This window comes from Chitinimonas sp., from assembly GCF_036568685.1.
GTDB lineage: Bacteria > Pseudomonadota > Gammaproteobacteria > Burkholderiales > Chitinimonadaceae > Chitinimonas.
In genome coordinates this window covers 22,633-46,189 of the sequence record NZ_DATCSC010000141.1, presented here as the reverse complement: position 1 = coordinate 46,189, position 23,557 = coordinate 22,633, and the positions used below count along the sequence as shown (strand labels likewise).

At 64.9% G+C, this 23,557-nt stretch carries 29 protein-coding genes; 23 read left to right on the top strand and 6 right to left on the bottom strand.

The window, feature by feature from the left end; all coding sequences use genetic code 11:
* Nucleotides 1-42 precede the first annotated feature (42 nt).
* Nucleotides 43-456, bottom strand: coding sequence for an RNA polymerase-binding protein DksA (dksA, locus tag VIM95_RS20640; protein WP_331989498.1), 414 nt, complete (start codon nt 454-456; stop codon nt 43-45).
* Nucleotides 457-652: 196 nt separating this feature from the next.
* The gene (locus tag VIM95_RS20635; RefSeq protein WP_331989496.1) at nt 653-958 is read right to left on the bottom strand and encodes a c-type cytochrome; all 306 of its coding nucleotides are present in this window, start codon (nt 956-958) and stop codon (nt 653-655) included.
* Between the two features lie 213 nt (nt 959-1,171).
* On the opposite strand from VIM95_RS20635, the gene VIM95_RS20630 reads away from it, so the two are divergent.
* Nucleotides 1,172-2,062: a TonB family protein gene (locus VIM95_RS20630; protein WP_331989494.1), complete on the top strand. Its 891-nt coding sequence runs from the start codon at nt 1,172-1,174 to the stop codon at nt 2,060-2,062.
* Nucleotides 2,063-2,124: 62 nt separating this feature from the next.
* On the opposite strand, the gene VIM95_RS20625 is transcribed toward VIM95_RS20630, so the two are convergent.
* Complete coding sequence (locus VIM95_RS20625) at nt 2,125-3,567, bottom strand: PAS domain-containing protein (RefSeq protein ID WP_331989492.1); 1,443 nt, start codon at nt 3,565-3,567, stop codon at nt 2,125-2,127.
* Between the two features lie 23 nt (nt 3,568-3,590).
* Here VIM95_RS20625 and ruvC point away from each other — a divergent pair, with 23 nt between their 5' ends.
* From ruvC to VIM95_RS20560, 13 genes are all read left to right on the top strand, one after another.
* On the top strand, nt 3,591-4,160 hold the full coding sequence (ruvC, locus tag VIM95_RS20620) for a crossover junction endodeoxyribonuclease RuvC (protein ID WP_331989490.1): 570 nt from the start codon (nt 3,591-3,593) through the stop codon (nt 4,158-4,160).
* Nucleotides 4,161-4,310: 150 nt separating this feature from the next.
* Nucleotides 4,311-4,904, top strand: coding sequence for a Holliday junction branch migration protein RuvA (gene ruvA, locus VIM95_RS20615; protein WP_331989488.1), 594 nt, complete (start codon nt 4,311-4,313; stop codon nt 4,902-4,904).
* A 90-nt stretch (nt 4,905-4,994) separates the two neighbouring features.
* The gene (locus VIM95_RS20610; RefSeq protein ID WP_331989487.1) at nt 4,995-5,789 is read left to right on the top strand and encodes a substrate-binding periplasmic protein; all 795 of its coding nucleotides are present in this window, start codon (nt 4,995-4,997) and stop codon (nt 5,787-5,789) included.
* Between the two features lie 66 nt (nt 5,790-5,855).
* Nucleotides 5,856-6,887, top strand: coding sequence for a Holliday junction branch migration DNA helicase RuvB (gene ruvB, locus VIM95_RS20605; protein WP_331989485.1), 1,032 nt, complete (start codon nt 5,856-5,858; stop codon nt 6,885-6,887).
* Nucleotides 6,888-7,014: 127 nt separating this feature from the next.
* Nucleotides 7,015-7,674: a protein TolQ gene (gene tolQ, locus VIM95_RS20600; protein ID WP_414648558.1), complete on the top strand. Its 660-nt coding sequence runs from the start codon at nt 7,015-7,017 to the stop codon at nt 7,672-7,674.
* Nucleotides 7,671-8,555: a TraB/GumN family protein gene (locus VIM95_RS20595; RefSeq protein WP_331989481.1), complete on the top strand. Its 885-nt coding sequence runs from the start codon at nt 7,671-7,673 to the stop codon at nt 8,553-8,555. Before tolQ ends, VIM95_RS20595 begins: the two co-directional genes overlap by 4 nt.
* A gap of 10 nt (nt 8,556-8,565) precedes the next feature.
* The gene (gene tolR / locus VIM95_RS20590; protein ID WP_331989479.1) at nt 8,566-8,973 is read left to right on the top strand and encodes a protein TolR; all 408 of its coding nucleotides are present in this window, start codon (nt 8,566-8,568) and stop codon (nt 8,971-8,973) included.
* A complete protein-coding gene (locus VIM95_RS20585) occupies nt 8,973-9,797 on the top strand; it encodes an energy transducer TonB (RefSeq protein ID WP_331989477.1) in 825 nt (274 codons plus the stop codon). Before tolR ends, VIM95_RS20585 begins: the two co-directional genes overlap by 1 nt.
* A gap of 91 nt (nt 9,798-9,888) precedes the next feature.
* Nucleotides 9,889-10,254: an energy transducer TonB gene (locus VIM95_RS20580; protein ID WP_331989475.1), complete on the top strand. Its 366-nt coding sequence runs from the start codon at nt 9,889-9,891 to the stop codon at nt 10,252-10,254.
* A gap of 16 nt (nt 10,255-10,270) precedes the next feature.
* On the top strand, nt 10,271-11,551 hold the full coding sequence (tolB, locus tag VIM95_RS20575; protein ID WP_331989473.1) for a Tol-Pal system beta propeller repeat protein TolB: 1,281 nt from the start codon (nt 10,271-10,273) through the stop codon (nt 11,549-11,551).
* Between the two features lie 31 nt (nt 11,552-11,582).
* Entirely contained in the window at nt 11,583-12,101 is a 519-nt protein-coding gene (gene pal / locus VIM95_RS20570) for a peptidoglycan-associated lipoprotein Pal (RefSeq protein ID WP_331989471.1), read from the top strand.
* A 126-nt stretch (nt 12,102-12,227) separates the two neighbouring features.
* The gene (locus tag VIM95_RS20565) at nt 12,228-12,989 is read left to right on the top strand and encodes a YbgF trimerization domain-containing protein (RefSeq protein WP_331989469.1); all 762 of its coding nucleotides are present in this window, start codon (nt 12,228-12,230) and stop codon (nt 12,987-12,989) included.
* Between the two features lie 180 nt (nt 12,990-13,169).
* Nucleotides 13,170-13,901 carry a hypothetical protein gene (locus VIM95_RS20560; protein ID WP_331989468.1) on the top strand — a complete coding sequence of 244 codons (732 nt, stop codon included), beginning with the start codon at nt 13,170-13,172 and terminating at the stop codon, nt 13,899-13,901.
* On the opposite strand, the gene thiE is transcribed toward VIM95_RS20560, so the two are convergent.
* Complete coding sequence (gene thiE, locus VIM95_RS20555) at nt 13,898-14,527, bottom strand: thiamine phosphate synthase (protein WP_331989467.1); 630 nt, start codon at nt 14,525-14,527, stop codon at nt 13,898-13,900. The two genes, VIM95_RS20560 and thiE, sit on opposite strands and share 4 nt — an antisense overlap.
* Nucleotides 14,524-15,357 carry a hydroxymethylpyrimidine/phosphomethylpyrimidine kinase gene (locus VIM95_RS20550; RefSeq protein ID WP_331989466.1) on the bottom strand — a complete coding sequence of 278 codons (834 nt, stop codon included), beginning with the start codon at nt 15,355-15,357 and terminating at the stop codon, nt 14,524-14,526. The genes thiE and VIM95_RS20550 overlap by 4 nt, the downstream gene beginning before the upstream one ends.
* An 81-nt stretch (nt 15,358-15,438) precedes the next feature.
* Between VIM95_RS20550 and VIM95_RS20545 the strand changes: the two genes are divergently transcribed.
* The 9 genes from VIM95_RS20545 to VIM95_RS20505 all read left to right on the top strand — a co-directional run bounded on the left by VIM95_RS20545 (nt 15,439) and on the right by VIM95_RS20505 (nt 22,636).
* Nucleotides 15,439-15,603 carry a rubredoxin gene (locus VIM95_RS20545; RefSeq protein ID WP_331989465.1) on the top strand — a complete coding sequence of 55 codons (165 nt, stop codon included), beginning with the start codon at nt 15,439-15,441 and terminating at the stop codon, nt 15,601-15,603.
* Between the two features lies 1 nt (nt 15,604).
* Nucleotides 15,605-16,480, top strand: coding sequence for a J domain-containing protein (locus VIM95_RS20540; protein WP_331989463.1), 876 nt, complete (start codon nt 15,605-15,607; stop codon nt 16,478-16,480).
* A 21-nt stretch (nt 16,481-16,501) separates the two neighbouring features.
* On the top strand, nt 16,502-17,326 hold the full coding sequence (locus VIM95_RS20535) for a M48 family metallopeptidase (RefSeq protein WP_331989461.1): 825 nt from the start codon (nt 16,502-16,504) through the stop codon (nt 17,324-17,326).
* Nucleotides 17,327-17,373: 47 nt separating this feature from the next.
* Nucleotides 17,374-17,784: a CopD family protein gene (locus VIM95_RS20530; protein WP_331989459.1), complete on the top strand. Its 411-nt coding sequence runs from the start codon at nt 17,374-17,376 to the stop codon at nt 17,782-17,784.
* 17 nt (nt 17,785-17,801) lie between these two features.
* Nucleotides 17,802-18,272, top strand: a complete 471-nt coding sequence (locus tag VIM95_RS20525; RefSeq protein ID WP_331989457.1) for a CYTH domain-containing protein — start codon at nt 17,802-17,804, stop codon at nt 18,270-18,272.
* Nucleotides 18,273-18,386: 114 nt separating this feature from the next.
* Nucleotides 18,387-19,664 (top strand): glutamate-1-semialdehyde 2,1-aminomutase, encoded by a 1,278-nt coding sequence (gene hemL, locus VIM95_RS20520; RefSeq protein WP_331989500.1) that lies wholly within the window; start codon nt 18,387-18,389, stop codon nt 19,662-19,664.
* A gap of 143 nt (nt 19,665-19,807) precedes the next feature.
* Complete coding sequence (locus tag VIM95_RS20515; RefSeq protein WP_331989455.1) at nt 19,808-20,344, top strand: hypothetical protein; 537 nt, start codon at nt 19,808-19,810, stop codon at nt 20,342-20,344.
* A 47-nt stretch (nt 20,345-20,391) separates the two neighbouring features.
* On the top strand, nt 20,392-21,606 hold the full coding sequence (locus VIM95_RS20510) for an aminotransferase class I/II-fold pyridoxal phosphate-dependent enzyme (RefSeq protein WP_331989453.1): 1,215 nt from the start codon (nt 20,392-20,394) through the stop codon (nt 21,604-21,606).
* 76 nt (nt 21,607-21,682) lie between these two features.
* Nucleotides 21,683-22,636: a hypothetical protein gene (locus VIM95_RS20505; RefSeq protein WP_331989451.1), complete on the top strand. Its 954-nt coding sequence runs from the start codon at nt 21,683-21,685 to the stop codon at nt 22,634-22,636.
* 57 nt (nt 22,637-22,693) lie between these two features.
* On the opposite strand, the gene VIM95_RS20500 is transcribed toward VIM95_RS20505, so the two are convergent.
* Nucleotides 22,694-23,515, bottom strand: a complete 822-nt coding sequence (locus tag VIM95_RS20500; protein WP_331989449.1) for a substrate-binding periplasmic protein — start codon at nt 23,513-23,515, stop codon at nt 22,694-22,696.
* Nucleotides 23,516-23,557 lie beyond the last annotated feature (42 nt).

Here is a 23,557-nt window from a genome sequence, read left to right as displayed (position 1 = left end):
AAAACCGCCAGCGTAGGCTGGCGGTTTTGTCTGGGGCCGGGTTCAGTCAGCGTATTGCTTCTTTAGCCGTTCGCGGCGTTCCTGGGCCTCGACGGTCAGCGAGGCGGTCGGCCGCGCCAGGAGGCGGGCGAGACCGATCGGTTCGCCGGTATCGTCGCAGTAGCCGTATTCGCCGTCATCGATCTTCTTGATGGTGGAGTCGATCTTGAGCAGCAGCTTGCGCTCGCGGTCGCGAGTGCGCAGCTCCAGCGCATACTCTTCCTCGAGCGTGGCACGGTCGGCCGGGTCGGGGGTGGCTTCCTGCTCTTGCAGGTGCTGGCTGGTGGCGTTGGCGTTGGCGAGCAACTCGGCCTTCATATCGAGCAAGCGCTGACGGAAGAACGCGAGATGATCCTCGTTCATGTAGTCGTCGCCTTGCCAGTTGAGGATATCTTCCTCGGTGAGTTTCTTGGCCATGGTGGGCATCTCCACGCTGGTTGACGGACAGGCCGGCCGGATTGGCGGACTTGTTCCTATAAGTTGCGGGGCGCGAGCTTAACGGGCCGACCCGCGCCTTGCAACCGTGATTATTGGACTGTTGCTCCAAATCCCTCAGGCTATCCCGGCTTGACTACGACCATGCAAAAAGCCGGACGTGCCGGCTTGATCGGTTCTACTTCTGGCTCAGCACCCACTGCACGATCACTTTCAGATCGGCGTCGTTGACCTGCTGCGCCGGCATGGGGATCTGGCCCCACACGCCTACGCCACCCTTCTTGACCTTGTCGATCAGGCGGGCCTCGGCACCCTTGTCGCCCTTGTACTTGGCGGCCACATCCTTGTAGGCCGGACCAACCACCTTGGTCGCGACCTGGTGACAGGCCAGGCAGTTGTACTTGGCGGCGAGGGCCTGGCCATCTGGCGCAGCCTGGGCGGAGAGAGCGAACCCGGTGAGGAGGGTGGCGAACAGCAGCTTCATTTTCTTATCTCCTGGCGATGGATGCCCCTGAGGGGCGCGGGAAGCGCCGCCTGGCGGGGTCCGGTACGGGGCGGGCCGCAGGCTGGCTGGATTAATCGTTGATCTTAGTCCCGTCCGTATGACGATGCAATTAACCGCCGAGCCCCTTTCGAGGCCTGTGCTACACTGCGCCGCGGCCCGTTTCTGCTCAGCTTGCCTGTAAATACCATCCAGATGTCCGTCGATACGCTCGAAATCTCCCGGCCCAGGAACCAGCTGTTCACGTTCACCGTGGGCGTGTCGGTGCTCGTTCATGTGGTGGCGATCGTGCTGGTGCGCTTCTCGCCGCCAGACCCACGCACGCTGTTCAACCGCGCACCGCTCGAGATCGTGCTGGTCAATGCGCGCTCCAAGACCGCGCCGACCAAGGCAGACGTGCTGGCGCAGGCCAACCTCGATGGTGGCGGCAATACCGACGAAGCCAACCGCCACATCAAGACACCGCTGCCGGCACAGCAGGTGGAGAACCCCAGCCCCGAGCTGACCCAGGCGGCCAAGCGCCAGACTGAGCAGGAAGCCCGTTTGCGCAAGCTCTTGGACCAGGTGCAGAACACCCCCAAGCTTTCGGCCGATGCTGCGCGCGCCAACCCGCATCCTTCCGATACCCCGCTTGATCTCAACGCGTTGCGCCAGCAGGCCAGCGAGATCGACCGCAAGGAGGGCGAGATCGCCCGCGAGCTGGCGGCCTACCAGACCCGGCCACGCAAAGCCTTCGTCGGTGCCCGTGCCAAGGGCGTGGTCGAGGCCCGCTATGTGGATGACTGGCGGATCAAGGTCGAACGCATCGGCACGCTCAACTACCCCACCGATGGTCGCGGCCAGCGCCTCTCGGGCAAGCTTCTGATCACGGTCGAGATCAAGGCCGACGGTTCCCTGGGGGCGGTGACCATAGACCGTTCATCGGGCAATCGCGATCTGGATGAAGCTGCCAAGCGCATCTTGCGTATGGCGGCACCCTTCCCGGTGCTGCCGCAAGGCATTCTGGACGACACCGGCAAACCAGCCGATATCCTCTCCATCACCCGCGCCTGGACCTTTGCGCGTGGCGATAATGAAATGAGGTAGCGTGGTAGCGGACCTAATATGGGCCATCAGAAATAAAAAAGCCGGCGTTGAAGCCGGCTTTTTCATTTGGTCTTGCCCGGCAGGTCGTGCTCGGGCAGGTCGCGCTGGGCGCCGGCCCTGAGGTACTCGTGGGTGGCGCCGACCAGTCGGTGCGCTTGCTCGATGGCGCGCTTGAGGTGGGGCAGGGCGCGCTCGGCGTCGAGCGGGTTGCGCTCGATGATCTGGGCGATCTGACGCAACTGGTCCAGTGGCGCGACCAGGTTGGCGCTGACGTTCTCCAGCAGCTTGTCCTTGAACAGCTTGTCGCTCTCCAGCGCTTCCTTGTCGCGCTTGTAGCGCTGCTCGTTGAGCTTCCAGACCGAGATATCCTGTGCCAGCAGGCTATAACCCTTGAGCGCCCCGCCCCGCTTGTGCGCCAACAGGGTCAGCAGCACCGGCAGGTGGCGGCCGTCGCGGCTGACCAGCGACATCTCGCCGCGCCAGCTGCCGTCCTTGGTGGCCAGCGGTAAACAGGTTTGCAGGAAGTGCGGCTGCGCCCAGGCCGGCAGGAGGTCGGTGATGAAGAGGTCTTGTACCGTCTCGTTCCCCAGGCCCAGCCAGGCACGGGCAGCGGCGTTGAGGCTCTGCAGCTGGCCGGCCGGGTTGGCCCAGGCGATCGGGTCGCGGCCACGTTCCACCAACTCGGCTGCCAGGGTCTGGCGCTCCTGTTCACGGTGGCGGCTGTCAATGTCACGAAACACGGTCAGCAGGCAGTCGCGCTCGGCATGGCGTAGCGGCGTGGTCATGGCCTCCACCCAGCGTGGCTCACCTTCGCGTGGGCTCAGCAGCCACTCGTAGCGCTGCGGCCGGCCACGCAGGGCGGCGTCGAGGTAAGGTGCCTCGGCCCGGCTATCGAAGCCCTCGGTGGTGACCGAAAAATCCGCCAAGCGCTGGCGCAGCAATTCACCACGACTGCAGGCCAGCAGCGCCAAGGTGGCGGCGTTGGCATCGAGTATGTCCAGCGTGCCGCCGTCGCGCACAATCAGCGCGTCGCCCGCGGACACGAACACCGCATTGCCGATCTCGCTGCGCTTCGCTGGAGCGGCAGGTGGGCGGCAGGGGGTGACCAGGTTGTCGATGCGCAGCGGCACGCCCGATTCACTGGTGGCCAAGCGGCAGCGGTGCAGCACCCATATCACTTCACCGTCGCTGGCGACCAGGCGGTAGATAAATTCGCTCTCGCCGTGTTCGGTCTCGCGGAGTTTATCCACGCCCAGCCAGACGGCGGGCTTGTCCTCGGGGTGGATGGCTTCCTGCCAGAAGTTGGGGTGCAGCGCCAGCACGTGCACCGGCTCGCCGTAGAGCTCCGAGGCGGAGTGCGACAGGAACAGCAGCCGGTCCCGGCTGAGCGGCAAGGAGAAGGCAACGGTACGGAGGTTGGCCAGGACGGCGCTTCCCTGCTTGAAGCCCTCTATCATGGCTTCGGTGCTCAGGCTGGGGTTGCTGGGGAAGTATTTCCTTACCATCTTGGCGGGCGCGTCTTTATGTGGTGACGGACGATATAATCAGCAGCATACCACCGCAACATGAAGGAACTCCCATTCGCATCCTCGGCATCGATCCTGGCCTGCGCACCACCGGCTTTGGCGTCATCGACGCAGTAGGGCAGAACCGTCTGTATGTGGCCAGCGGCTGCATCCGTAGCGGTGAGGGCAGTCTGCCGGAGCGGCTCAAGGTGTTGCTCGACGGCCTGGCGGAAGTCTGTCGCGTCTATCAACCGCAGCAGGCGGTGGTCGAGCAGGTCTTCGTCAACGTCAACCCACAATCCACCCTGCTCCTGGGGCAGGCACGCGGCGCCGCGATCTCCGCGCTGGTACTGGCCGGCCTGCCGGTGGCGGAATATACCGCGCTGCAGGTCAAGCAGGCGGTGGTCGGCAATGGCCACGCCGCCAAGGAGCAGGTCAGCCATATGGTGCAAAGGCTGCTGCAGCTCAATGGTGCGCCACAATCCGACGCCGCCGACGCGCTGGCCTGTGCGCTGGCGCACGCCAACCACGCCACCGGTGGCCTGGCCCATACCGGCATGAAATCACGCCGCGGCCGCTGGGTGGCAATATAAGTGCGGACGCAAAAGAAGACCACGATTCCCCACCCTTGCCGCCGCGACGGCGTGGTTGTTGCCCCTGCAGGGACTTACACCCACGGCGCCCTCCTTGCGCGGGTGGGTGGCAACCTTCAAACCCTGATCCCTTACTGAGACTACATACGGATGATCGGCAAACTGACCGGCAAGCTGCTGGAGAAATACCCCCCGCAAGTCCTGCTCGACGTTGCGGGCGTGGGCTACGAGATCGACGTGCCCATGTCCACCTTCTTTGTCCTGCCGCACGCTGGCGAAGCGGTGTCGCTGTATACCCACTTCGTGGTGCGGGAGGATGCGCAGCTCCTGTTCGGTTTTGCCAGCCGGGCTGAGCGCGAGACCTTCCGGCAGCTGATCAAGGTCACCGGCATCGGCCCCAAGATCGCCTTGGCGGTGCTCTCGGGTATGGATGCGGACGAATTGGCCGGCGCGGTGGAGCGTGAGGACGCCGGGCGTCTGGCCAAGGTGCCGGGCATAGGCAAGAAGACTGCCGAGCGGCTGGTGCTGGAACTGCGCGGCAAGCTCGCCGGCACCACCAAGCTGCAGGCGCATAGCGGTCTCTTTGCCCCGGCCTCGATCAGCGCCCGCGACGACGTCGGCAATGCGCTGCTGGCGCTGGGCTATAGCGAGAAGGAGGCCGCTGCTGCGGTCAAGCTCTTGCCTGAGGACGTCGGGGTCAATGACGGCATCCGGCTGGCGCTCAAGTCGCTCGCCAAGGGTTGATCGCTGTGCATGGCTGAGCCAGGGGAGTGGCGGAGCGCCGCTGCATGCCCAGGCTCGGAGAAGCTGGTCGCCTTACCCTATAACAGGACTATGCGGCGATTCCTGTTTACCTGCCTACTGACGCTGGCCCTTGTGCCGGCCCGTGCCACCACCGAGCTCAGCTGCGTAGGGGCCGACTTTCCCTTTATCTATGAGCAGGGCAAGGACGGCTCGCGCGGCTTGGCGGTTGACCTGCTCAAGGAGCTGGGCGGACAGCTCGATTTCCGCTGCCGCTTCGAGCACTACCCCTGGAAGCGGGCGCAATCGTTGGTGGTCGAGGGTAAGGCCGACCTCCTGATCGGCCCTTATCGCACCCGCGAGCGACAGGCCAAGATGCGCTTTGTCGGCCTGCCTTTCTATCTCGACGCCATGCTGGTCTATGTCCAGCGTGACAAGCCGCAACCGGCCTGGCGGGGCGACCTGCAAGCGCTGCGGGGCTACAGCGTGGGCGTGGTACGCGGTTGGACGCTGGGTCAGCGCTATGAGTATGTCCGATCACAATTGCAGCTCGATGAGGCCGACACGCTGGTGCAATCCTTCCAGAAGCTGTTGGCTGGGCGCATACAGGCGGTGATGAGCAATGAGCGCAATGCCCGCATCGTGTTGCTCCAGCTGGGTATCAATGGCGAGGTGACCGCGCTTGCGCCAGCCATCCAGCAGACCGGCGGCTATATGGCGCTGGCACCGGGGCGGGTTGACCCAGCCTTGGCGGAGGGGCTGGACCGGGCCCTGCAGGAGGCCGTGCGTAGCGGCCGAGTGCAGGCACTCAGCCAACGCTACGGGCTCAACTTCCCTGGCAAGCGCTATGACTGGCGCGACTATCTGCAGCAGGAACTGGCGGAATGACGCATCGCCGCAATGGCGGCCGCTTTGTCCTTATAATGTGGGCCTTACGCCACTGCAGTGCAGGCCATGATCCAGTCCGACAATCTTCAGAGTGCCCCCGAACGCATCGTCGCCCCCAGCCGGCAATCCAGCCAGGAAGAGGCTTTGGAGCGCGCCCTGCGGCCCAAGTTGCTGGACGAATACGTCGGCCAGGAGAAGGCCCGTGGCCAGCTGGAGATCTTTATCGAGGCGGCCAAGAAGCGCGGCGAGGCGCTCGACCATGTGCTGCTGTTCGGCCCGCCGGGCCTCGGCAAGACCACCTTGGCCAATATCATTGCCCGCGAGCTCGGCGTGAATCTGCGCCAGACCTCCGGCCCGGTGCTGGAGCGGGCTGGCGACCTTGCGGCCATGTTGACCAACCTCGAACCGCACGATGTGCTGTTCATTGACGAGATCCATCGCCTCTCGCCAGTGGTGGAGGAAATCCTCTACCCGGCGCTGGAGGACTTCCAGCTCGACATCATGATCGGCGAAGGCCCGGCAGCCCGCTCGGTCAAGCTGGACCTGCCGCCCTTTACCCTGGTCGGCGCCACCACCCGCGCCGGCATGTTGACCAACCCGCTGCGCGATCGTTTCGGCATCGTGGCGCGGCTCGAGTTCTATAGCCCGGAAGAGCTGACCCGCATCGTTACCCGCTCGGCGGCCCTGCTCAACGTGGAGATCGACCCGGAGGGCGCCTTCGAGGTGGCCCGCCGCTCGCGCGGTACGCCGCGGATTGCCAATCGCTTGCTGCGGCGGGTGCGTGACTTCGCCGAGGTCCGCCACGACGGCCGGGTGAGCCGCGCAGTGGCCGACGCGGCGCTGTCCATGCTGGACGTGGACCATGCCGGTCTCGATGTGATGGACCGCAAGCTGCTCTCGGCCGTGATCGAGAAGTTTGCCGGTGGCCCGGTGGGGCTCGACAACGTGGCGGCGGCGATCGGCGAATCCGCCGATACCATCGAGGACGTGCTGGAGCCCTATCTGATCCAGCAGGGCCTGTTGCAGCGTACACCGCGCGGACGCATGGCCACCCAACTGGCCTACCAGCATTTCGGCATCCCGGGGGCCGAGGCATAGTGGGCCGTTCAGCCAGCGATCAGCTTTCTCTACCCATAATGGCGCGCTTGCCGGCCGGCATTGCGCGCTTGTATTGCGTCATCGACAAGGAAAACCGCTCTTGGAAGCTTCCCTGACCACCGACAACCTGTCCATTTTCAGCCTGATCGGCGGTGCCAGTACCGTGGTGCAGATCGTCATGGGCATCTTGCTGCTGATGTCCCTGCTGTCCTGGTGGCATATCTTCGTCAAGCTGTTTGGCCTGCGTCATGCGCGCAACAAGACCGACAGCTTTGAGACGGCTTTCTGGGGCGGTTCCGACCTCAACAGTCTGTACCAGCAGGTCAGCCGCGACGGTAGCGGCGTGGGCATGGAGAAGATCTTCGAAGCCGGCTTTGCCGAATTCCTCAAGCTGCGCCGCCAGGCCGGCCAGGACATCACCGTGCTGATGGAAGGTACCCGCCGCGCCATGAAGGCCGCCTGCCAGCGCGAGGTGGACCGGCTGGACGCGCATACCAACTTCCTGGCCACGGTCGGTGCCATCTCGCCCTATGTGGGCCTCCTGGGTACCGTCTGGGGCATCATGAATGCCTTCCGCGGCCTCGCCAACGTGGGCCAGGCCACCTTGTCGCACGTGGCGCCCGGCATTGCCGAAGCCCTGGTGGCCACCGCCATCGGCCTGTTCGCCGCCATTCCTGCGGTGGTGGCCTACAACCGTTTTTCGCACGATGTGGACCGTCTGGCCAACCGCTTTGACAGTTTCATCGAGGAATTCAGCAACATACTGCAGCGGCAGGTCGGCAAATGAACCCGTATAAACGCTGGGCCAGCTTGCGGGCGCTGTTGCTGCTCGCGCTGGCCTGCACCGCACTCTCCGCCCACGCCAAGCTGTTCCTGTGGGAAGCCGAACGCGACGGCCAGCGTGTCTGGCTGCTCGGTTCCATCCACGTCGGCAAGGCCGACTTCTACCCCTTGGCCACGCCGATCGAGAATGCCTACAAGGAAGCCGACACCCTGGCGGTGGAGGCGGACATCTCCGACCCGGCGGCGATTGCGCCGCTGATGGCCATGGCCATGCTGCCGCCGGACCAGAACCTGGGCGGCATGCTGAGTGCGGTGCAGAACCGCCAGCTCAACAATGCCCTGGCGCGCGTCAACCTGCCGCGCGTGGCGGCCGACCGCATGAAGCCCTGGCTCTTGGGCCTGACTTTGTCGGTGCTGGAGATGCAGCGGCTTGGTTATCAGCCGCAAAACGGCATCGACATGCACTTCCTGCAGCGGGCTCGCGCCGATCGCAAGAAGGTGGTGGAGCTGGAATCCCTGAAGAGCCAGTTCGAGCTCTTTGACAGCCTGCCGCAGGACGAGAGTCTGGGGGTGTTGCTGGGTACGCTGGAGCCGATCACCAAGCAGCAGTTCAAGCCCATGTTCGACGCCATGATCAATGCCTGGCAGATCGGCAGCACCAACAGCATGCGCCGCATCATCGACGAATACACCCCGGACGATCCGGTCAGCAAGCGGCTCAACGACAAGCTGCTGGCGCAGCGCAACCGTACCATGGCTGAGCGCATCGCCGGCCTGGCCGGCTCGCCGGCGCCGCTGGTGGTGATCGGTGCCGGTCATCTCGCCGGCCAGGACAGCGTGGTGGAATTGCTGCGGGCGCGGGGTTTCCGCGTTCGCCAGTACTGAGGAGTGTGCAATGGCACGTAGACAACGCCGCGCCAAGGCCGACATCAATGTCGTGCCCTATATCGACGTGATGCTGGTGCTGCTGGTGATCTTCATGGTGGCCGCACCCATGATGCAGCCTGGGGTGGTCAACCTGCCCACGGTGGCCAAGGCCGACCGTGCGTTGGACGTGAAACCGCTCAAGGTGCTGGTAGAGCGCGACGAGGGCATGAAGCTCGAGGACGGCGGCAGCAAGACCGTGCTGTCCAGTACCGAGGATCTGGTGGCGGCGGTGAAGTCCAAGACCATCGCCCAGGCACGGCCGGTATTGATCAGTGGTGACAAGGAAGTCCGCTACGACGCCATCATCAAGGTGATGAATGCGCTCAAGAAGAGCGGCGTCGAGCGGGTGGGCCTGGAAGTCAAAACGACCGAATAATGAACCGGACAGCGCCGCGCGAAGAACATCGCGCCCTCTCTCTTGGCCTTGCGGTCGCCATGCATGGCCTGATTGCCGGCCTGCTGTACTTTGGCGTGCAGTGGCAGACCCGGCCGGCTGCGCCCATGCAGGTCGAGCTGTGGGCCGGCGCAATGGAGGCATCCCCCGCGCCCGAGCCGGAACCCAAGCCGGTGAGCAAGCCCACCCCGCCGCCCGAGCCGGAGCCCGCTCCGGAACCGACGCCGGTGGTAAAGCCGGATATCCAGGTCGAGCAGCCCAAGCCGGTCAAGAAGGTGGAGGTCAAGAAGCCCGAGCCCAAGCCGGAACCCAAGCCCGAACCGAAAAAACCGGAGCCGCCCAAGAAGGTCGAGCCCAAGAAACCTGAGCCTACACCGGCCAAGCAGACCAAGGTGGAGCCTGGCAAGAACAAGACACTCAGCGAGATCGCCGGCAAGCTGGAGAAGCCGCCGCTCGATGCCAGCGTCTCGCTCGCGGCGCTGGCCACCCGCCAGCAGGCAGCCGAGGCGGCCGGCAAGGCCAGCGTGATGGAGGCGTACTACGCCAAGGTGCGCAACATGATCCGCCGCAACATGAGCTACCCGGAAGACGGTGCCGGGAACCCGGAAGCCGAATTCGTGGTCACGTTGTTACCGGATATGTCGATATTGAGTGCCGAGCTGAAGAAATCGAGCGGCAATCCGACCTTTGACGAAGCCGTGAAGCGCGCGATCCTGCGCACGGGCCAATACCCGCCGCTGCCGGCCGGGGTGGAGCTGAGCTCGATCCGCAAGCACAACCTGAAATACCGCTTACGAGATGGCTAGACAGAAGACTTATCGGACCCTTTGCGCCGGCTTGGTGGCGGCTGCCATATTGGCTGGCTGCGCCAGGCCGCCGGTGCCGCCGGCTACCCCCGTGGTGGTAGCACCCGAACCGGCAGCCCCGGCTGCGGCGGTGCCGCCGCCAGCACCGGTGGCCCCGGCGCTGTCGCGCGAAGAACTGATGGCGCAGTACGTCGACAAGGTGCGCCGGCTGATCCGTTCACGCATGGTCTACAAGGGTAAGCAGGGCAACCCCGAGGTGCTGATCGAGGTCAGCCTGCAGCCGGACATGCGTATCAAGACGGTGAAGGTGGTAAAGGCCAGTGGCAACAAGGCCTTCGATCAGGCCGTGAAACGGGCGATCGAGAAGGCGGGCAGCTATCCGGCCTTGCCGGAAGGGCTGGATTTTTCGATATTCATGACTCACAAGATCAAATACCGACTCCATGACTTGCTCTAGACGCGCTCTCTTTTCGATGGCCCTCGCCAGCCTGCTGGGCATGGTGACGCTGGCCCGTGCCGATGTGACGATCGAGGTGACTGGCACAGGCGCCCGCCAGCTCCCGGTGGCGATTGCCGCGATGGCCGGCGAAGCCGGCCTCAAGGAACCGCTGACGGCGGTGATCCGCTCTGACTTGGAAGGCAGCGGCCGTTTCCGCCTGGTGGAAACCGGCAACACGCCGCTGGTCGAGGTGCCGGCCGCCGGCGAGCTGAACGGCTGGAAGGGGCGCGGTGCCGATGCCCTGAGCACCGGTACGGTGCGCGTCGATGCCGATGGCTCGATCCAGGTTCGGCTGCGGCTCTTCGACACCCTGACCCAGAAGCCGCTGGCCGGCTTCGAGCTACGCGCCAAGGCGGGCGAGACCCGTCGTGCCGCGCACCAGCTGGCGGATCTGATCTATGAAGCGCTGACCGGCGAGAAGGGCGTGTTCTCCACCCGTATCGCCTATGTGCTCAAGCAGGGCAAGCGCTACGAGCTGCAGGTGGCGGATGCGGACGGCCACAATGCCCAGACCGTGATTGGCTCCAACGAGCCCATCATGTCCCCGACCTGGTCGCTCGACGGCAATCAGCTGGCCTACGTCAGCTTCGAGCGCAAGAAGCCCATCGTCTTCGTGCAGGACGTCTATACCGGCGGCCGCCGTGCCGTGGCCGCCTTCAAGGGCAGCAACAGCGCCCCGGCCTTCTCGGCCGACGGCCGCAGCCTGGCGGTGACCCTGACCATCGACGGTATCTCGCAGCTCTATATGGTCGACGTGGCCGGTGGCGCGCCACGCCGCCTGACCCGCTCCAACTCGATCGACACCGAGCCGGCCTTCTCGCCGGATGGCAAGACCATAGCCTTCACCTCGGACCGTGGCGGCAGCCCGCAGATCTATACCATGCCGTCGGGTGGCGGCGAGCCGCAGCGGCTGACCTTTGAAGGTCCTTACAACGTATCGCCGTCCTTCTCCCCGGATGGCAAGTCGCTCACCTTTATCCGGCGTGAGAATGGCCGCTTCGTGGTGGCCACCATGGACCTGGCCAGCCGCCAGAGTCTGACGCTGACGAGCGGCAGCGATGAATCGCCCAGCTTTGCCCCCAATGGCAAGCTGATTCTGTTTGCCAGTGAAGCGGGTGGCCGAGGCGTATTGGCTACCGTGTCCAGCGATGGACAATACAAGCAGCGCTTGTCAGCCAGTGGCGATGCCCGTGAACCGGCCTGGGGGCCGTACGCGGGGCAAATTGCCGTTTCTCGGCTATCCTCCAATCCATAACCAACTACCCAATCTGCTCAGGAGCATATAAATGAACAAGACCCTTGCCAGCCTTACCCTCGTCGGCCTGCTCGCCGCCTGTGCCAGCACCCCCAAGCCTGCTCCGGTGGAAGAGAAGCCGGTCGACAAGCCGGTTGCACCGGTTGCCAACACCCAGCCGGCCAAGCCGGTTGAGGCCGTCAAGGTCGATCCGCTGAAGGACCCGTCCAACATCCTGTCCAAGCGTGGCGTCTACTTCGACTACGACAAGTACGACATCCGTGCCGACCAGCAAGCCCTGGTGGAAGCCCACGGCCGCTATCTGGCCGCCAACCCGGGCCGTTCGGTCCGCGTGGAAGGCAACGCCGACGAGCGTGGCAGCCGCGAATACAACCTGGCCTTGGGCCAGAAGCGTGCTGAAGCCGTGCGCAAGGCCCTGACCGTGGTCGGCGCCCAAGAGAAGCAGATCGAAGCCACCAGCAACGGCGAAGAGAAGCCGCGTGCGACCGGCCACGATGAAGCCAGCTACGCCGAGAACCGTCGCGCCGACGTGGTGTACGACGGCGAATAAGGCTTAGGCCGCGTTTGGCGGCTGCCTGTTGTACTCTAGAGCCTGCAGCTACCGCCCTAGCGGCGCTGGCTGACAGGCTCCACGCCCCGTGCCTGTCACGGGGCTTTTCATGACAGGATTCGGATTATGCAGAAACGGCTACTACCCCTGGCCCTGTTGGCCGCCCTCGCTTACCCGGCCCACGCCGGCCTGTTCGATGACGACGAGGCCCGCAAGCAGATCGGTGAGTTGCGTGCCCAGAACGAGGCCAAGCTTGGCGCTGTCGGTGAGCGCATCGACCAGATGGACAGCCGTACCAGCAAGCAGCTGCTCGACCTGAGCGGCCAGATCAGCACGCTGAGCCAGGATATCGCCCAGCTGCGTGGCCAGCTCGAGGTGCTGACCTTCAATCTGCAGAGTTTGCAAAAGCGCCAGCAGGACCTCTACGTGGACCTCGATACCCGCTTGCGCAATATCGAGGAGGGCAAGACCAAGCCCGCCAGCGCCGGTGCCGATGCCCAGCGTGCCCAACAGGAGGCCGAAGCCGCCAGCGCCTACGAGGCCGCCTACAACCTATACCGCGACGGCAAGCTCAAGCCCGCCATTGAGGCGCTCAGCAATGTGAGCAGCAAATACGCGGGCACCCAGGCCGCGCCAGGGGCGCTGTTCTGGCTGGGTATGGCGCAGGCCCAGTCCGGTAGCGGCGCAGCCGCCCAGCAAAGCTGGCGCAAGCTGGTCGATACCTTCCCCGAGGACCCCAAGTCGCCGGACGCGCTACGCGCCATCGCCAGCGTGCAGCTGGAGAAGGGCGACAAGAAGGGCGCGACCAAGACCCTGAAGGAGCTGACTGCCTCCTACCCGGGTACCGATGCCGCCAAGGAAGCCGCCAAGCAACTCAAGAAGCTCTAGAACGTGGTGGCAATAGAATAAGCGGTGAGGGGCGCTCATCTCTGGTGAGGGCTCAGCCCCTGGCGCTTCCCTGATTTAGCCCCATCCCTCCGCCGCTTTAGCCGCCTTGGTGTTGGCTCACTTGCGGCACAATGACCGCTACCCGCCAGGGAGCGGTCATCGTCATTTGAGGGAGGGGTGATGTTGCGAGCAATTCTGCTGCTGATCCTGTTGCCGGTGCTGGGCTGGCTGGTCTACCGGCTTTGGCAGGCGTGGCAGCAAACCGCCGGCAAGCGCTTTATCGAGACCTACGTCTTTCCGGCCAGCCTGGAGCAGAAGCTGGCCGACCGCTACCCGATGCTGGACGCGCGCGGGCGCAAGCAGGTGGAGCAGGGCCTGCGGCAGTTCTTTGCCATCTCGCTGCTGGCGCGGGGTCAGCGCCTGGGCATGCCCTCGCAGGCGGTGGACATGCTCTGGCACGAGTTCATCCTGCATACCCGCAACTACCAGCACTTCTGTCGCCGGGCCTTTGGCCGCTTTCTGCACCACACGCCCGCCGCGGGCATGGCCGGCGCCGGCCAGCAGCGGCGTGCCATACGCCGCAGCTGGCAGCTCAGTTGCCGCCTGGAGGGGTTGAACCCGGCCAAGCCCGGACGTTTACCGCTCCTGTTCGGGCTCGATGCGGCGCTGGCCATACCGGGGGGATTTCACTACGTGGTGGACTGCCAGCAAGCCGTACAGGATGGCTCGGCATCTTCGCCTTTTTGCGGCAGCGACGTGGATTGCAGCAGTGGTGGCTGCAGCAGTGAGGGTGGCGGCACAGCCGACGGCCATCATGGTGGCCACGGCGGCGACAGCGATGGCGGCGGTGGAGACGGCGGGGGTGGCGACGGCGGCGGATGCAGTGGTGGCGGTTGCGGAGGAGGAGATTAAGCGGCCGGCCACAAGCGGCTGAACTCGGCGGCGCGCTCGCTCGGCGCTGCGGCGTCGAACAACGCGCCGATCACCGCCAGGTTGCCTACCCCGGCGGCCAGGAGGACACCGGCATTGGCGGGGGTGATGCCGCCGATGGCGACCACCGGACAGGGCAGGGAGGTGGTGGCGGCCTTGTACAGCGCCAAGGGTGCCTGTACCGCATCGGGCTTGGTGCCCGAGACATAGGCCGCACCAAAGGCCACATAGCTGGCGCCCTCGGCCAGCGCGGTTTCGGCCAGCAAGAGCTGGTTGTAGCAGGAGGCGCCCAGGTGCTTGGCGGGGCCGAGTACCGCGCGGGCCTCGGCCAGGGCGCCATCGTCGCCACCCAGGTGCAGGCCGTCGGCGTCGATCGCCTCGGCGAGGTCCAGATGGTCGTTGATGATCAGCGGCACGCCGCGTGGCCGGCATAGGGCCAGGAGGGCACCGGCCTGCTCGCGCCGCAGGTGTTTGTCGGCGCGCTTGTTGCGGTATTGCAGCACCTTGGCGCCGCCATCCAGCACCGCGCTCACGGCTGCCAGCAGCTGTTCGGTGTTGTTCCAGTCCGGGGTAATGGCGTAGAGGCCACGCGGCAGCGTGGGGCTCATGCCGGCTCCTGCCCGGCCTCGCCCTTGCCGCGGGCCCAGAACAGCCGGTCCGGGATGAACTGGCCCATGCCGGGGCGGTAGGCATTCTTGAGGGCGTGCCAGGTGTACTCCTGTGCCTCGCGCACTGCCTGCGATACCTCCATGCCATTGGCCATAAAGGCGGCGACCGCCGAACTCACGGTACCACCGGCCCCGTGGTAACTGCCTGGCAGACGTTCCCAGCTGTCGAGCCGCATCCGGCCGGAGCGGCCGAACAAGGCATTGCTCACATTCGGGGTGTGCTCATGGGTACCGCTGACCAGCACGTACTCGACGCCGAACTGGCGTACGCGCAAGGCGGCCTCGTCCATGGTCATGCTGTCCTGCTCGTCCTGATCATCGCTCGCCAGGCGGCGGATCTCCAGGCCATTGGCGGTCAGAACCGTGGTGTGCGGCAAGAGCAGCTCGCGCATGGCGCCGATCATTTCCTCGTCGGCGTACTCGTCACTGCCGCCTTGCGGCAGGGAAGGGTCAAGGATCAGCGGAATATCCGGATAGTCGGCGGCAATCTCGGCCAGCACGGTCAGGTTTTCCAGGCTGCCCAGTACGCCGGCCTTGATGGCGGTGATCTGCATGTCCTCCAGCAGGAAGCGGGCCTGGTCGGAGACCCAGTCGGCTTCCATGACCAGGGTGTCTTCCACACCGGCTGTATCCTGCACCATGATGGCGGTGACCACCGGCAAGGGGTGGCAGCCGAGCGAGGACAGGGTCAGGATGTCGGCGGCCAGCCCGGTACCGGCGGAGGGGTCGTTGCCGGCGAAGACCAGGATAATCGGGGGGGCGTCGGTCATGGTTGTGCGGGGAGTGAATGGAGTGAGGGCGGATGCGTTAGAATTTTAGCCTATCCCTACTGCTAACCCGATTGCGCTGTTATGAAAAAATATATGTGTCTGATCTGTGGCTTCATCTACGACGAAGCTGCCGGCCGCCCCGAGGATGGCTTGGCGCCCGGTACCCGCTGGGAAGACGTGCCCATGAACTGGACCTGTCCGGACTGCGGCGCGCGCAAGGAAGACTTTGAAATGGTCGAAATCTGAGATGACGACGCCCACCCGCCCCGCTGGCAAGACGCTGTACGCCCTGTTCGGACTACCGCAGGATGCGACCCAGGCGCAGATTGACGCGGCCTACCGTGCCTTGCAGAAGACGCATGCCGGCATAGACAGTGCCATGAGCACCCAACGCTTGCAGCAGCTCAGCCAGGCCTATGAGCTGTTATCCAATCCGGTCCGTCGCTCGGTCTACGACGCCAGCCTCAGTGCCGGCACGGCCCAGACGGTCGAGGTCGGCGCGCCTGCGGCTGGCAAGCACAAGGGTAAGTCCGAGCACCACGCCAGCCACGGACCCTCGCCGGTACTGGAGTGGATGCGCCACAACATGCTCATTGTGCTGGGCATCGTGGCCATCGCCGGTGGGTTCACCATCTGGCGCCAGCAGGCTGCCGAGAAGGCCTACCAGGAGGACTTCCGCGGTGCCCAGGCGCGCGCCATGGCGATGCGTGACGAAGCGGTACAGCAGTATGACGTCGGCAACGCCGCCGCAGCCCAACCCGCCGGGTCCGGCAGCCAGAGCTGGGAGCAGCAACAGGCCGAACACGAGGCCGAGCGGGCGCAGGCCCAGCGGGACCGCGAGTACCGCGACTGGGACCGCAAGGTGGCCTCCGAGCAACGCCAGCAGCAGTATGAGGACGAGCGCCGCGATCGACAGCGCCAGTACGAAAAGGACCGCGAGCAGCAGCAACAGAACTACCAGCGCGAGCGCGACCAGCAGGCTTATAGCCAGCGCATGGAACGTGAGCGGCAGGTGCTGATGAGCAAGCTTTTGAGCGAGAAGCGCTATGACGAGGCACGCAACCTTGCCAAGAGCAGCTATGAGATGGAACGCATCAGCTCGATGGAAAAATACAACCGCTGAGGCATGAGGATGGGAAGCAAGATGAAGTTCAAACGGTCGGTTGCCGCACTTCTGGTGTTGGCAGGGCTGGCGGCCTGCCAGCAGGTACGCACCACCGACGGTGGCGCGATCGGTGTGGAACGCAAACAGACCATGGTGTCGCTGCTCTCCAACGAGCAGGTCAACCAGATGGCGGCGCAGAGCTATGCCGATACGATTAGCAAGGCGGGCAAGGAAGGCCGGCTCAACAGTGACGTCAAGGCCACCCGGCGGGTACGCGCCATTGCTGACCGGCTGATCCCGCAGGTGGCGGTGTTCCGCCGCGATGCGCTCAGCTGGCAGTGGGAAGTGAACGTCGAAACCAGCCCCGAGCTCAATGCCTATTGTGCGCCGGGCGGCAAGATCATGTTCTATACCGGCATCATCGAGAAGCTCAAGCTCAGCGACGACGAGATCGCCGCCATCATGGGCCACGAGATGGCGCACGCGCTGCGTGAACATGGCCGCGAACGGATGAGCGAGGCCTACGCCAAGCAGATGGGCCTGCAGCTCCTGTCTGCCTTCACCAAGGGCAAGTACGACCAATATATGGGCATGGCCGATCAGGTCAGTGCCATCGCCATCTCCTTGCCGCACAGTCGCACGCACGAATCCGAAGCCGACGCGATCGGCTTGGAGTTGTCAGCCCGTGCCGGTTACGACCCGCGTGCCGCGATCTCGCTGTGGAACAAGATGAGCGAGGCCAGCGAAGGCCAGCCGCCGCAATTCCTGTCCACCCACCCCTCCAACCAGACCCGCATCAACAATATGCAATCCTTGATGCCCACGGTCCTGCCTCTCTACGAAACCGCCCGCAAGAAGGGCTGAACGGCTGCCCGCCGGCATGGCGGGCAGCATGACCGGATAGACGTCCTATGCTCTGGGTGAAAGCCTTTCATATCATCTTCGTCATCAGTTGGATGGCGGGGCTCTTTTATCTGCCACGATTGTTCGTGAACCATGCCAGCGTCAGCGATGCCGCCACCTATGAACGGCTGTGCCTGATGGAGCGCAAGCTGTTGCGCTTCACCACCGGCCTCGCCCACCTGGCCATACTGTTCGGCCTGTGGCTATGGCTGGGCTACGGCTTTGGTGGTGGCTGGCTGCACGCCAAGCTCACTCTGGTGCTGGGGCTGGTCGGCTACCACGTCTACTGCGCCCGGCTGGTGCGGGCCTTTGCTGCCGGGCAGAACCGGCATAGCCATGTCTGGTACCGCGGGTTCAACGAGATTCCGACGCTACTCATGTTCGCCATCGTCATCCTGGTGGTGGTCAAACCCTTTTGACGTTGAAGGAGCCCGTCGTGGGCAAGGAAATAGAACGGCGTTTTCACCTCAAGGACGATAGCTGGCGCGGCCTCGCCGAGGGCGAATGGCTGAAGCAGGGCTATCTGTCGGTCGAGCGCGAGCGCACGGTGCGGGTGCGGATCAAGGGCGATGAAGCCTGGCTGACGCTCAAGTCCAATATCAGCAATGTCTCGCGGCATGAGTTCGAATACCCCATCCCGCTGGCCGACGCCGAGACCATACTTGCCACCATGTGCCCCATGTTGGTGGAGAAGAAGCGCCACCGCATCGTACGTGGCCCGCATGTCTGGGAAGTGGACGAGTTCTTTGGCCAGAACGCCGGCCTCGTGCTGGCCGAGATCGAGCTCGGCGACGAGGCCGAGGCCTATGAGCGGCCGGACTGGCTGGGCGTGGAGGTCACCGAGGACCCGCGCTACACCAATGCCTACCTGAGCAAACACCCCTGGCCGAGCTGGGGAGCCGCCTGAATGGCGGAGCCCCCCACCCGGCTGATCGCCCGTGTGCCGGCGCATGAGCGCACCGCCGCCGGTACCCATCGCGGCCTACGCCGCCCCAATAGCAAACCGCAAGCAGGAAACATCATGAGCAAGAACGAAGCCCTGTTCCAACGCGCCCAGCGCCATATCCCTGGCGGCGTCAATTCGCCTGTCCGTGCCTTCGGCGCCGTCGGCGGCACGCCACGCTTCTTTGCCCGTGGTGCCGGTGCCTATGTCTGGGACGCCGACGGCAAGCGCTATACCGACTATGTGGGCTCCTGGGGGCCCCTGATCCTGGGCCATGCCCATCCCGAGGTCATCGAGGCGGTGCAAAAGGCGGCCGTGGACGGCCTGAGCTTCGGGGCGCCCACCGAGCGAGAGATCGACCTTGCCGACCTGCTGTGCGAGCTCTTGCCCTCCATGCAGCAGGTGCGGCTGGTTTCCAGCGGCACCGAGGCCACCATGAGCGCCATCCGGCTGGCCCGCGGCTATACCGGTCGCGACAAACTGATCAAGTTCGAGGGCTGTTACCACGGCCACTCCGACAGCCTGCTGGTCAAGGCCGGCTCGGGTCTGTTGACCTTCGGCAACCCTTCCAGCGCCGGCGTGCCGGCCGCGGTGGCCGAGCACACCGTGGTGCTGCCCTATAACGACGTGGCCCAGCTGGAGGCCGTGTTCGCCGCCCAGGGCGATCAGATCGCCGCCATCATCGTCGAACCCTTCTGCGGCAATATGAACCTGGTGCGACCGAGCAAGGAGTTCGTCACCGCCATGCGCAGCCTGACCGAGCACCATGGCGCGCTCTTGATCTATGACGAGGTGATGACCGGCTTCCGCGTTGGCCTCGGTTGTGCCCAGGGCCTGCATGGCGTGACCCCGGATCTGACCACGCTGGGCAAGGTGGTAGGGGGCGGCATGCCGCTGGCGGCCTTCGGCGGCCGGGCCGACGTGATGGCCAAGATCGCGCCGCTGGGCCCGGTCTACCAGGCCGGCACGCTGTCCGGCAACCCGGTCGCGGTGGCTGCGGGTCTCGCCACCCTGGGGCTGATCCGCCAGCCGGGCTTCTTCGACGCCTTGGGCGCCAAGACCCGTGCCCTGGCCGATGGCCTGCAGGCTGCCGGCCGCGCCGCCGGCCAGACCTTCTCGGCCGACGCGGTCGGCGGCATGTTCGGCGTCTACTTCACACCCGAGCCACCCAAGAGCTATGCCGAGGTGATGGCCACCGACAAGCCGCGCTTCAACGCCTTCTTCCACGGCCTCCTGGACGAGGGGGTCTATATCGCCCCGGCCCTGTATGAAGCAGGCTTTGTTTCGGCGGCGCACACCGATGCCGATATCGCCGAGACGGTGGCCGCCGCGGCACGGGTTTTTGCCCGGCTGTAAACCACGGCGAGCGGCCGCGCGTTGGAATGAGGCCGGGGCGTGCGTTCCGGCCGGATACACAAGATCAAACAACAATATGATCAGGATGGAAAAATATGCGGGGAGGGCGGCGGCTGACGGCGCAATGGATAGGGGGCAGCATCATGTTGTTGCTCTTTGCCTTGGTCGTGGGGGTATTCGGTAGCAGTCGGCTGGAGCGCAATGTCGCCAATTGTCAGCTCGACGTCATGGCGGCGAGCACGCCAGGCCGTACCGCACTGGCGGAAGCCAAGCAATTGTCGGCCTGCCTGAGTGAGCGCAACGGCTGGCTGGAGCGTTGGCGTAGCCGTGGCGGAACGGCTGCGATCGACGCCCTGCCGCATGCACCCTGTCGCTACCTGGGTGTCTGGGTGGCGTTGCGCGGGGCTTCGGCCTACGCCGTCACCCTCAAGGGGGACGGTGAATTCAAGGCCGAACCCTTGGCCATCAGCAACCGGCAGGAGCGCTATGCCGGCTCCTGGGGGGTCCACGAAGGACAGATGGTCTGGCTGCCGCAGGGCCATCGCGGTGCGGCCTGGCCGCCGGATATCAATCGTATACGCAACCCGCGGGCTGAATCGTTCAGCCTGGAGGAGCAGGACGGTAGCATCAGCCATTTCTTTCTGGCCAAGTCCCTGTACTCGGCTGACTGCGCAAACTGAGTGTCGCCGAGCTGCAAGCCAATTTTCCATTGCTAAGAGTAGCCACCATGACCCAAGCCGATATCGCCGCCCAATACCAAGCCTTCAAACAGCTGGGGCTCAAGCTCGACATGTCGCGCGGCAAACCGTCCCCCGCCCAGCTGGACCTGGCCGAGAATCTGCTCTCCCGATTGGATGGCTACAAGGCGGCCGACGGGACCGATGCCCGCAACTATGGCGGTGCGGTGGGCCTGCCTGAGGCACGCAAGCTGTTTGGCGAACTGCTGGAGCTACCGGCCGAACAGGTGGTGGTCGACGGCGCTTCCAGCCTGGCGCTGATGCACGACAGCATTGTCTTCAACCTGCTCTATGGTGCCCCCGGCCACACCCCCTGGGTGGGCAAGCCCATCACCTTCCTCTGCCCGGTACCGGGCTATGACCGCCACTTCGCCATCTGCGAAGCACTGGGCATCAAGATGGTGAATGTACCCATGGGCGAGGGCGGCCCGGACATGGACCTGGTCGAACGGCTGGTAGCCGAGGACGCCAGCATCAAGGGCATGTGGTGCGTGCCCAAGTACAGCAACCCGGGTGGCGTGGTGTATAGCGATGCGGTGGTGAGTCGCCTGGCGGCCATGAAGACCGCGGCACCGGACTTCCGCCTGTTCTGGGACGATGCCTATCGCTTCCACCATCTGGGCGAGCGCAAGCTGACGGTGGCCAATATCGTTGCTGCCTGCGCCGCGGCCGGCCATGCCGACCGGGCCATCGTATTTGCCTCCACCTCCAAGATTACCCTGGCCGGTGCCGGTATTGCGGCGCTGGCTTCCTCGCCGGCCAATGTCGCCTGGTGGCAGAAGCACAGCTCGGTGCGCAGCATCGGCCCGGACAAGATCAACCAGCTGCGCCATGTGCGCTACCTCAAGGATGCCGCCGGTGTGGCCGCCGTGATGGAGCAACACCGCCAGCTGCTCAAGCCCAAGTTCGACGCGGTGCACGCGCAGTTCCAGGCCGTGCTCGGCGGCATCGAAGGCGTGAGCTGGACCCACCCTGAGGGCGGCTACTTCATCGATCTGCTGACTCCGCCCGGCTGCGCCAAGCGCACCGTGGAGCTGGCGCGCGAGGCCGGTATCACCCTGACCCCGGCCGGTGCCTCCTTTCCCTACGGCAAGGACCCGCAAGACCGCCATATCCGTATTGCGCCGAGCTTCCCTTCGTTGGAAGAGATCGGCCAGGCGGCACGCGGCATCGCCCTGGCGCTACGCTTGGCGGCGGGTAAATAAGCGGTCTAGCCACACTGCGGGCTGACCCCGGAGCCCGGACTTGCTTGCCCAGTCCGGGCTTCGTTACGCTCAGCGCATGACGGCCCAGACCCCCCAGCAGATTTGGCAATGGTTGCAGAGCAACCCCAAGTTGACGGCCTTGTGTACAGCCTATCCGGCTGAGTGGGCGCAGGTACTGGCCGAGCTGGCCAGCGTGTTCGAGCGGCGCCAGGCCGGAGAGCTCAAGAGCCTGGTCGAGAAAAGTGCGGCGCGCAGCAAGGTAACGCCCAACTTCCTCAGCGGTGAGCGCGAGGGCAGGGCCTTCGAGCAATTCATCGCCCAGCAGGTCCGTGCCCGCATGACCGAGCTGGCCATACGCCAGTACGCCTTTGCCCAGGCTACTGGCGTGGCGGCGGGCAAGGTGCGCTTCAATCTCTTCAACGGCCTCCTGGCCCAGCGCCTCCTGTTCGAGCGCGACCTGGTGCGCAAGCCGGTATCCCTGCGTCGCTTCCGGCTGGTCTGGCCGCTGCTCTGGCAGCGCCGTTACCTGATGCCCTTGGTGGAAAAGCGGGGTATCTACTGCTTCTACAGCCGTGAGCTGGTGATGGCACTGGCGGCGCTGATCGGCAGCCGCCGCTGCAGCGAGATCGCCGCCGGTGACGGTACCCTCAGCCGCTTTCTGCGCGACCTGGGCGTGAATGTCAGCGCCAGCGACGACGGGAGCTGGCGAGGTGCGGTGGATTACCCGGCCGAGGTGGCGAGGCTGGACGCCAAGGAAGCCTTGCAACTGCAGTCACCCGAGGTGGTGCTGTGCAGCTGGCCGCCGTCGAACAATCATTTCGAGCGACAGGTCTTCCGCACCCGCAGCGTGCAGACCTATATCGTGATCGGCAGCCGCTCCCAGTTCATCACCGGCAACTGGACAGACTACCGGGCGCAGACCGGCTTTGATTGGGCCGAGTGGCCTGAGCTGAGCCGGTTGGTGCTGCCGCCGGAGCTGGGCGCCGCGGTCTATGTATTCGAGCGCAGGAACCTGGGGAGCGCTGAGTAGTTCATTTGCTAGCGCCAGCGAGGGCGGTGCGGTGCCATTCGGGATGGCAGTCCGCCGCTAGCGTGGCGAATTCCGCCACAGCTGGATGTATTTCTCGACCAGCCCCTCCATGACTTTCTCCTCGCGGAAGCGGTGCATGACCTGGGCGATCTTGCCGCGCAGGCTGCCGGTGTTACAGGCCGAGCGGTGCGACATAGTCAGGAACAGGTCTTCGTTGCTGATCGGCACCGAGGCGGCCTTGAGGCCCTTCACATTGAGCTTGGCGGCATAGGCGAGGCCAGGTGCTTCCTCGTAGATCACGTAGTCGGCGCGTGCCAGGCCCAGCATCTTGAGCGCACTCTCGACGCTGGCGACCTTGTCGATCTGCAGATTGCGCTGGGCGTAACGGTCAAAGGCTTCGCCAAAGCTGTTGTTGATGACGGTGAGACCCTTGAGCGGCTTGAGGTCGGCCCACTTGCGGTAGTCGATGCTGCGGCTGGACTGGGTCCAGATCACCGTGCGGGTGGTGTGGATGGGGGGCTGGAAGTAGTCCATGTATTCCAGCCGCGGCAGGGTGAAGAAGGCACCGGCGATCAGGTCCACATTGCCTTGCCGGGTCTCTTCCTGCACCCGGCCCCAGGGGCCGACGTAGCGGACTGAGATGGGGATACCGATGGCCTCGGACAGTTTCTGCATCAGTTCGGCATTGGCGCCGATCAATCGCTTATCGTCGGCCGGGTCGCGCCATAGAAAGGGCGGGTATTCCGGGTTGCCGGAGGCGACCAGCAAGGGGCAGCTTTCTTTGCCGGCAGCCTGCGCAAACAGTGCCGCCACACCCAGCGCAAGGCTGAAGGCATGGCGGAGGGCGGTATGGCATGGACGGCGTGTACTACCGGACATCGTGGCCCCTTGGTCGGCGGAAATCCTACCCTCAGTCTATGG

Bases quoted from the DNA above. Each gene is read 5' to 3' on its own strand.
- tolR (WP_331989479.1), top strand. From the start codon at position 8,566: ATGGCACGTAGACAACGCCGCGCCAAGGCCGACATCAATGTCGTGCCC.
- VIM95_RS20515 (WP_331989455.1), top strand. From the start codon at position 19,808: ATGTTGTTGCTCTTTGCCTTGGTCGTGGGGGTATTCGGTAGCAGTCGG.
- hemL (WP_331989500.1), top strand. From the start codon at position 18,387: ATGAGCAAGAACGAAGCCCTGTTCCAACGCGCCCAGCGCCATATCCCT.
- VIM95_RS20565 (WP_331989469.1), top strand. From the start codon at position 12,228: ATGCAGAAACGGCTACTACCCCTGGCCCTGTTGGCCGCCCTCGCTTAC.
- thiE (WP_331989467.1), bottom strand. From the start codon at position 14,527: ATGAGCCCCACGCTGCCGCGTGGCCTCTACGCCATTACCCCGGACTGG.
- VIM95_RS20550 (WP_331989466.1), bottom strand. From the start codon at position 15,357: ATGACCGACGCCCCCCCGATTATCCTGGTCTTCGCCGGCAACGACCCC.
- VIM95_RS20610 (WP_331989487.1), top strand. From the start codon at position 4,995: ATGCGGCGATTCCTGTTTACCTGCCTACTGACGCTGGCCCTTGTGCCG.
- dksA (WP_331989498.1), bottom strand. From the start codon at position 456: ATGGCCAAGAAACTCACCGAGGAAGATATCCTCAACTGGCAAGGCGAC.
- VIM95_RS20625 (WP_331989492.1), bottom strand. From the start codon at position 3,567: ATGGTAAGGAAATACTTCCCCAGCAACCCCAGCCTGAGCACCGAAGCC.
- VIM95_RS20535 (WP_331989461.1), top strand. From the start codon at position 16,502: ATGAAGTTCAAACGGTCGGTTGCCGCACTTCTGGTGTTGGCAGGGCTG.
- VIM95_RS20505 (WP_331989451.1), top strand. From the start codon at position 21,683: ATGACGGCCCAGACCCCCCAGCAGATTTGGCAATGGTTGCAGAGCAAC.
- VIM95_RS20545 (WP_331989465.1), top strand. From the start codon at position 15,439: ATGAAAAAATATATGTGTCTGATCTGTGGCTTCATCTACGACGAAGCT.
- pal (WP_331989471.1), top strand. From the start codon at position 11,583: ATGAACAAGACCCTTGCCAGCCTTACCCTCGTCGGCCTGCTCGCCGCC.
- VIM95_RS20500 (WP_331989449.1), bottom strand. From the start codon at position 23,515: ATGTCCGGTAGTACACGCCGTCCATGCCATACCGCCCTCCGCCATGCC.
- ruvB (WP_331989485.1), top strand. From the start codon at position 5,856: ATGATCCAGTCCGACAATCTTCAGAGTGCCCCCGAACGCATCGTCGCC.
- VIM95_RS20540 (WP_331989463.1), top strand. From the start codon at position 15,605: ATGACGACGCCCACCCGCCCCGCTGGCAAGACGCTGTACGCCCTGTTC.
- VIM95_RS20630 (WP_331989494.1), top strand. From the start codon at position 1,172: ATGTCCGTCGATACGCTCGAAATCTCCCGGCCCAGGAACCAGCTGTTC.
- tolB (WP_331989473.1), top strand. From the start codon at position 10,271: ATGGCCCTCGCCAGCCTGCTGGGCATGGTGACGCTGGCCCGTGCCGAT.
- ruvA (WP_331989488.1), top strand. From the start codon at position 4,311: ATGATCGGCAAACTGACCGGCAAGCTGCTGGAGAAATACCCCCCGCAA.
- VIM95_RS20585 (WP_331989477.1), top strand. From the start codon at position 8,973: ATGAACCGGACAGCGCCGCGCGAAGAACATCGCGCCCTCTCTCTTGGC.
- VIM95_RS20560 (WP_331989468.1), top strand. From the start codon at position 13,170: ATGTTGCGAGCAATTCTGCTGCTGATCCTGTTGCCGGTGCTGGGCTGG.
- VIM95_RS20595 (WP_331989481.1), top strand. From the start codon at position 7,671: ATGAACCCGTATAAACGCTGGGCCAGCTTGCGGGCGCTGTTGCTGCTC.
- VIM95_RS20510 (WP_331989453.1), top strand. From the start codon at position 20,392: ATGACCCAAGCCGATATCGCCGCCCAATACCAAGCCTTCAAACAGCTG.
- VIM95_RS20635 (WP_331989496.1), bottom strand. From the start codon at position 958: ATGAAGCTGCTGTTCGCCACCCTCCTCACCGGGTTCGCTCTCTCCGCC.
- VIM95_RS20530 (WP_331989459.1), top strand. From the start codon at position 17,374: ATGCTCTGGGTGAAAGCCTTTCATATCATCTTCGTCATCAGTTGGATG.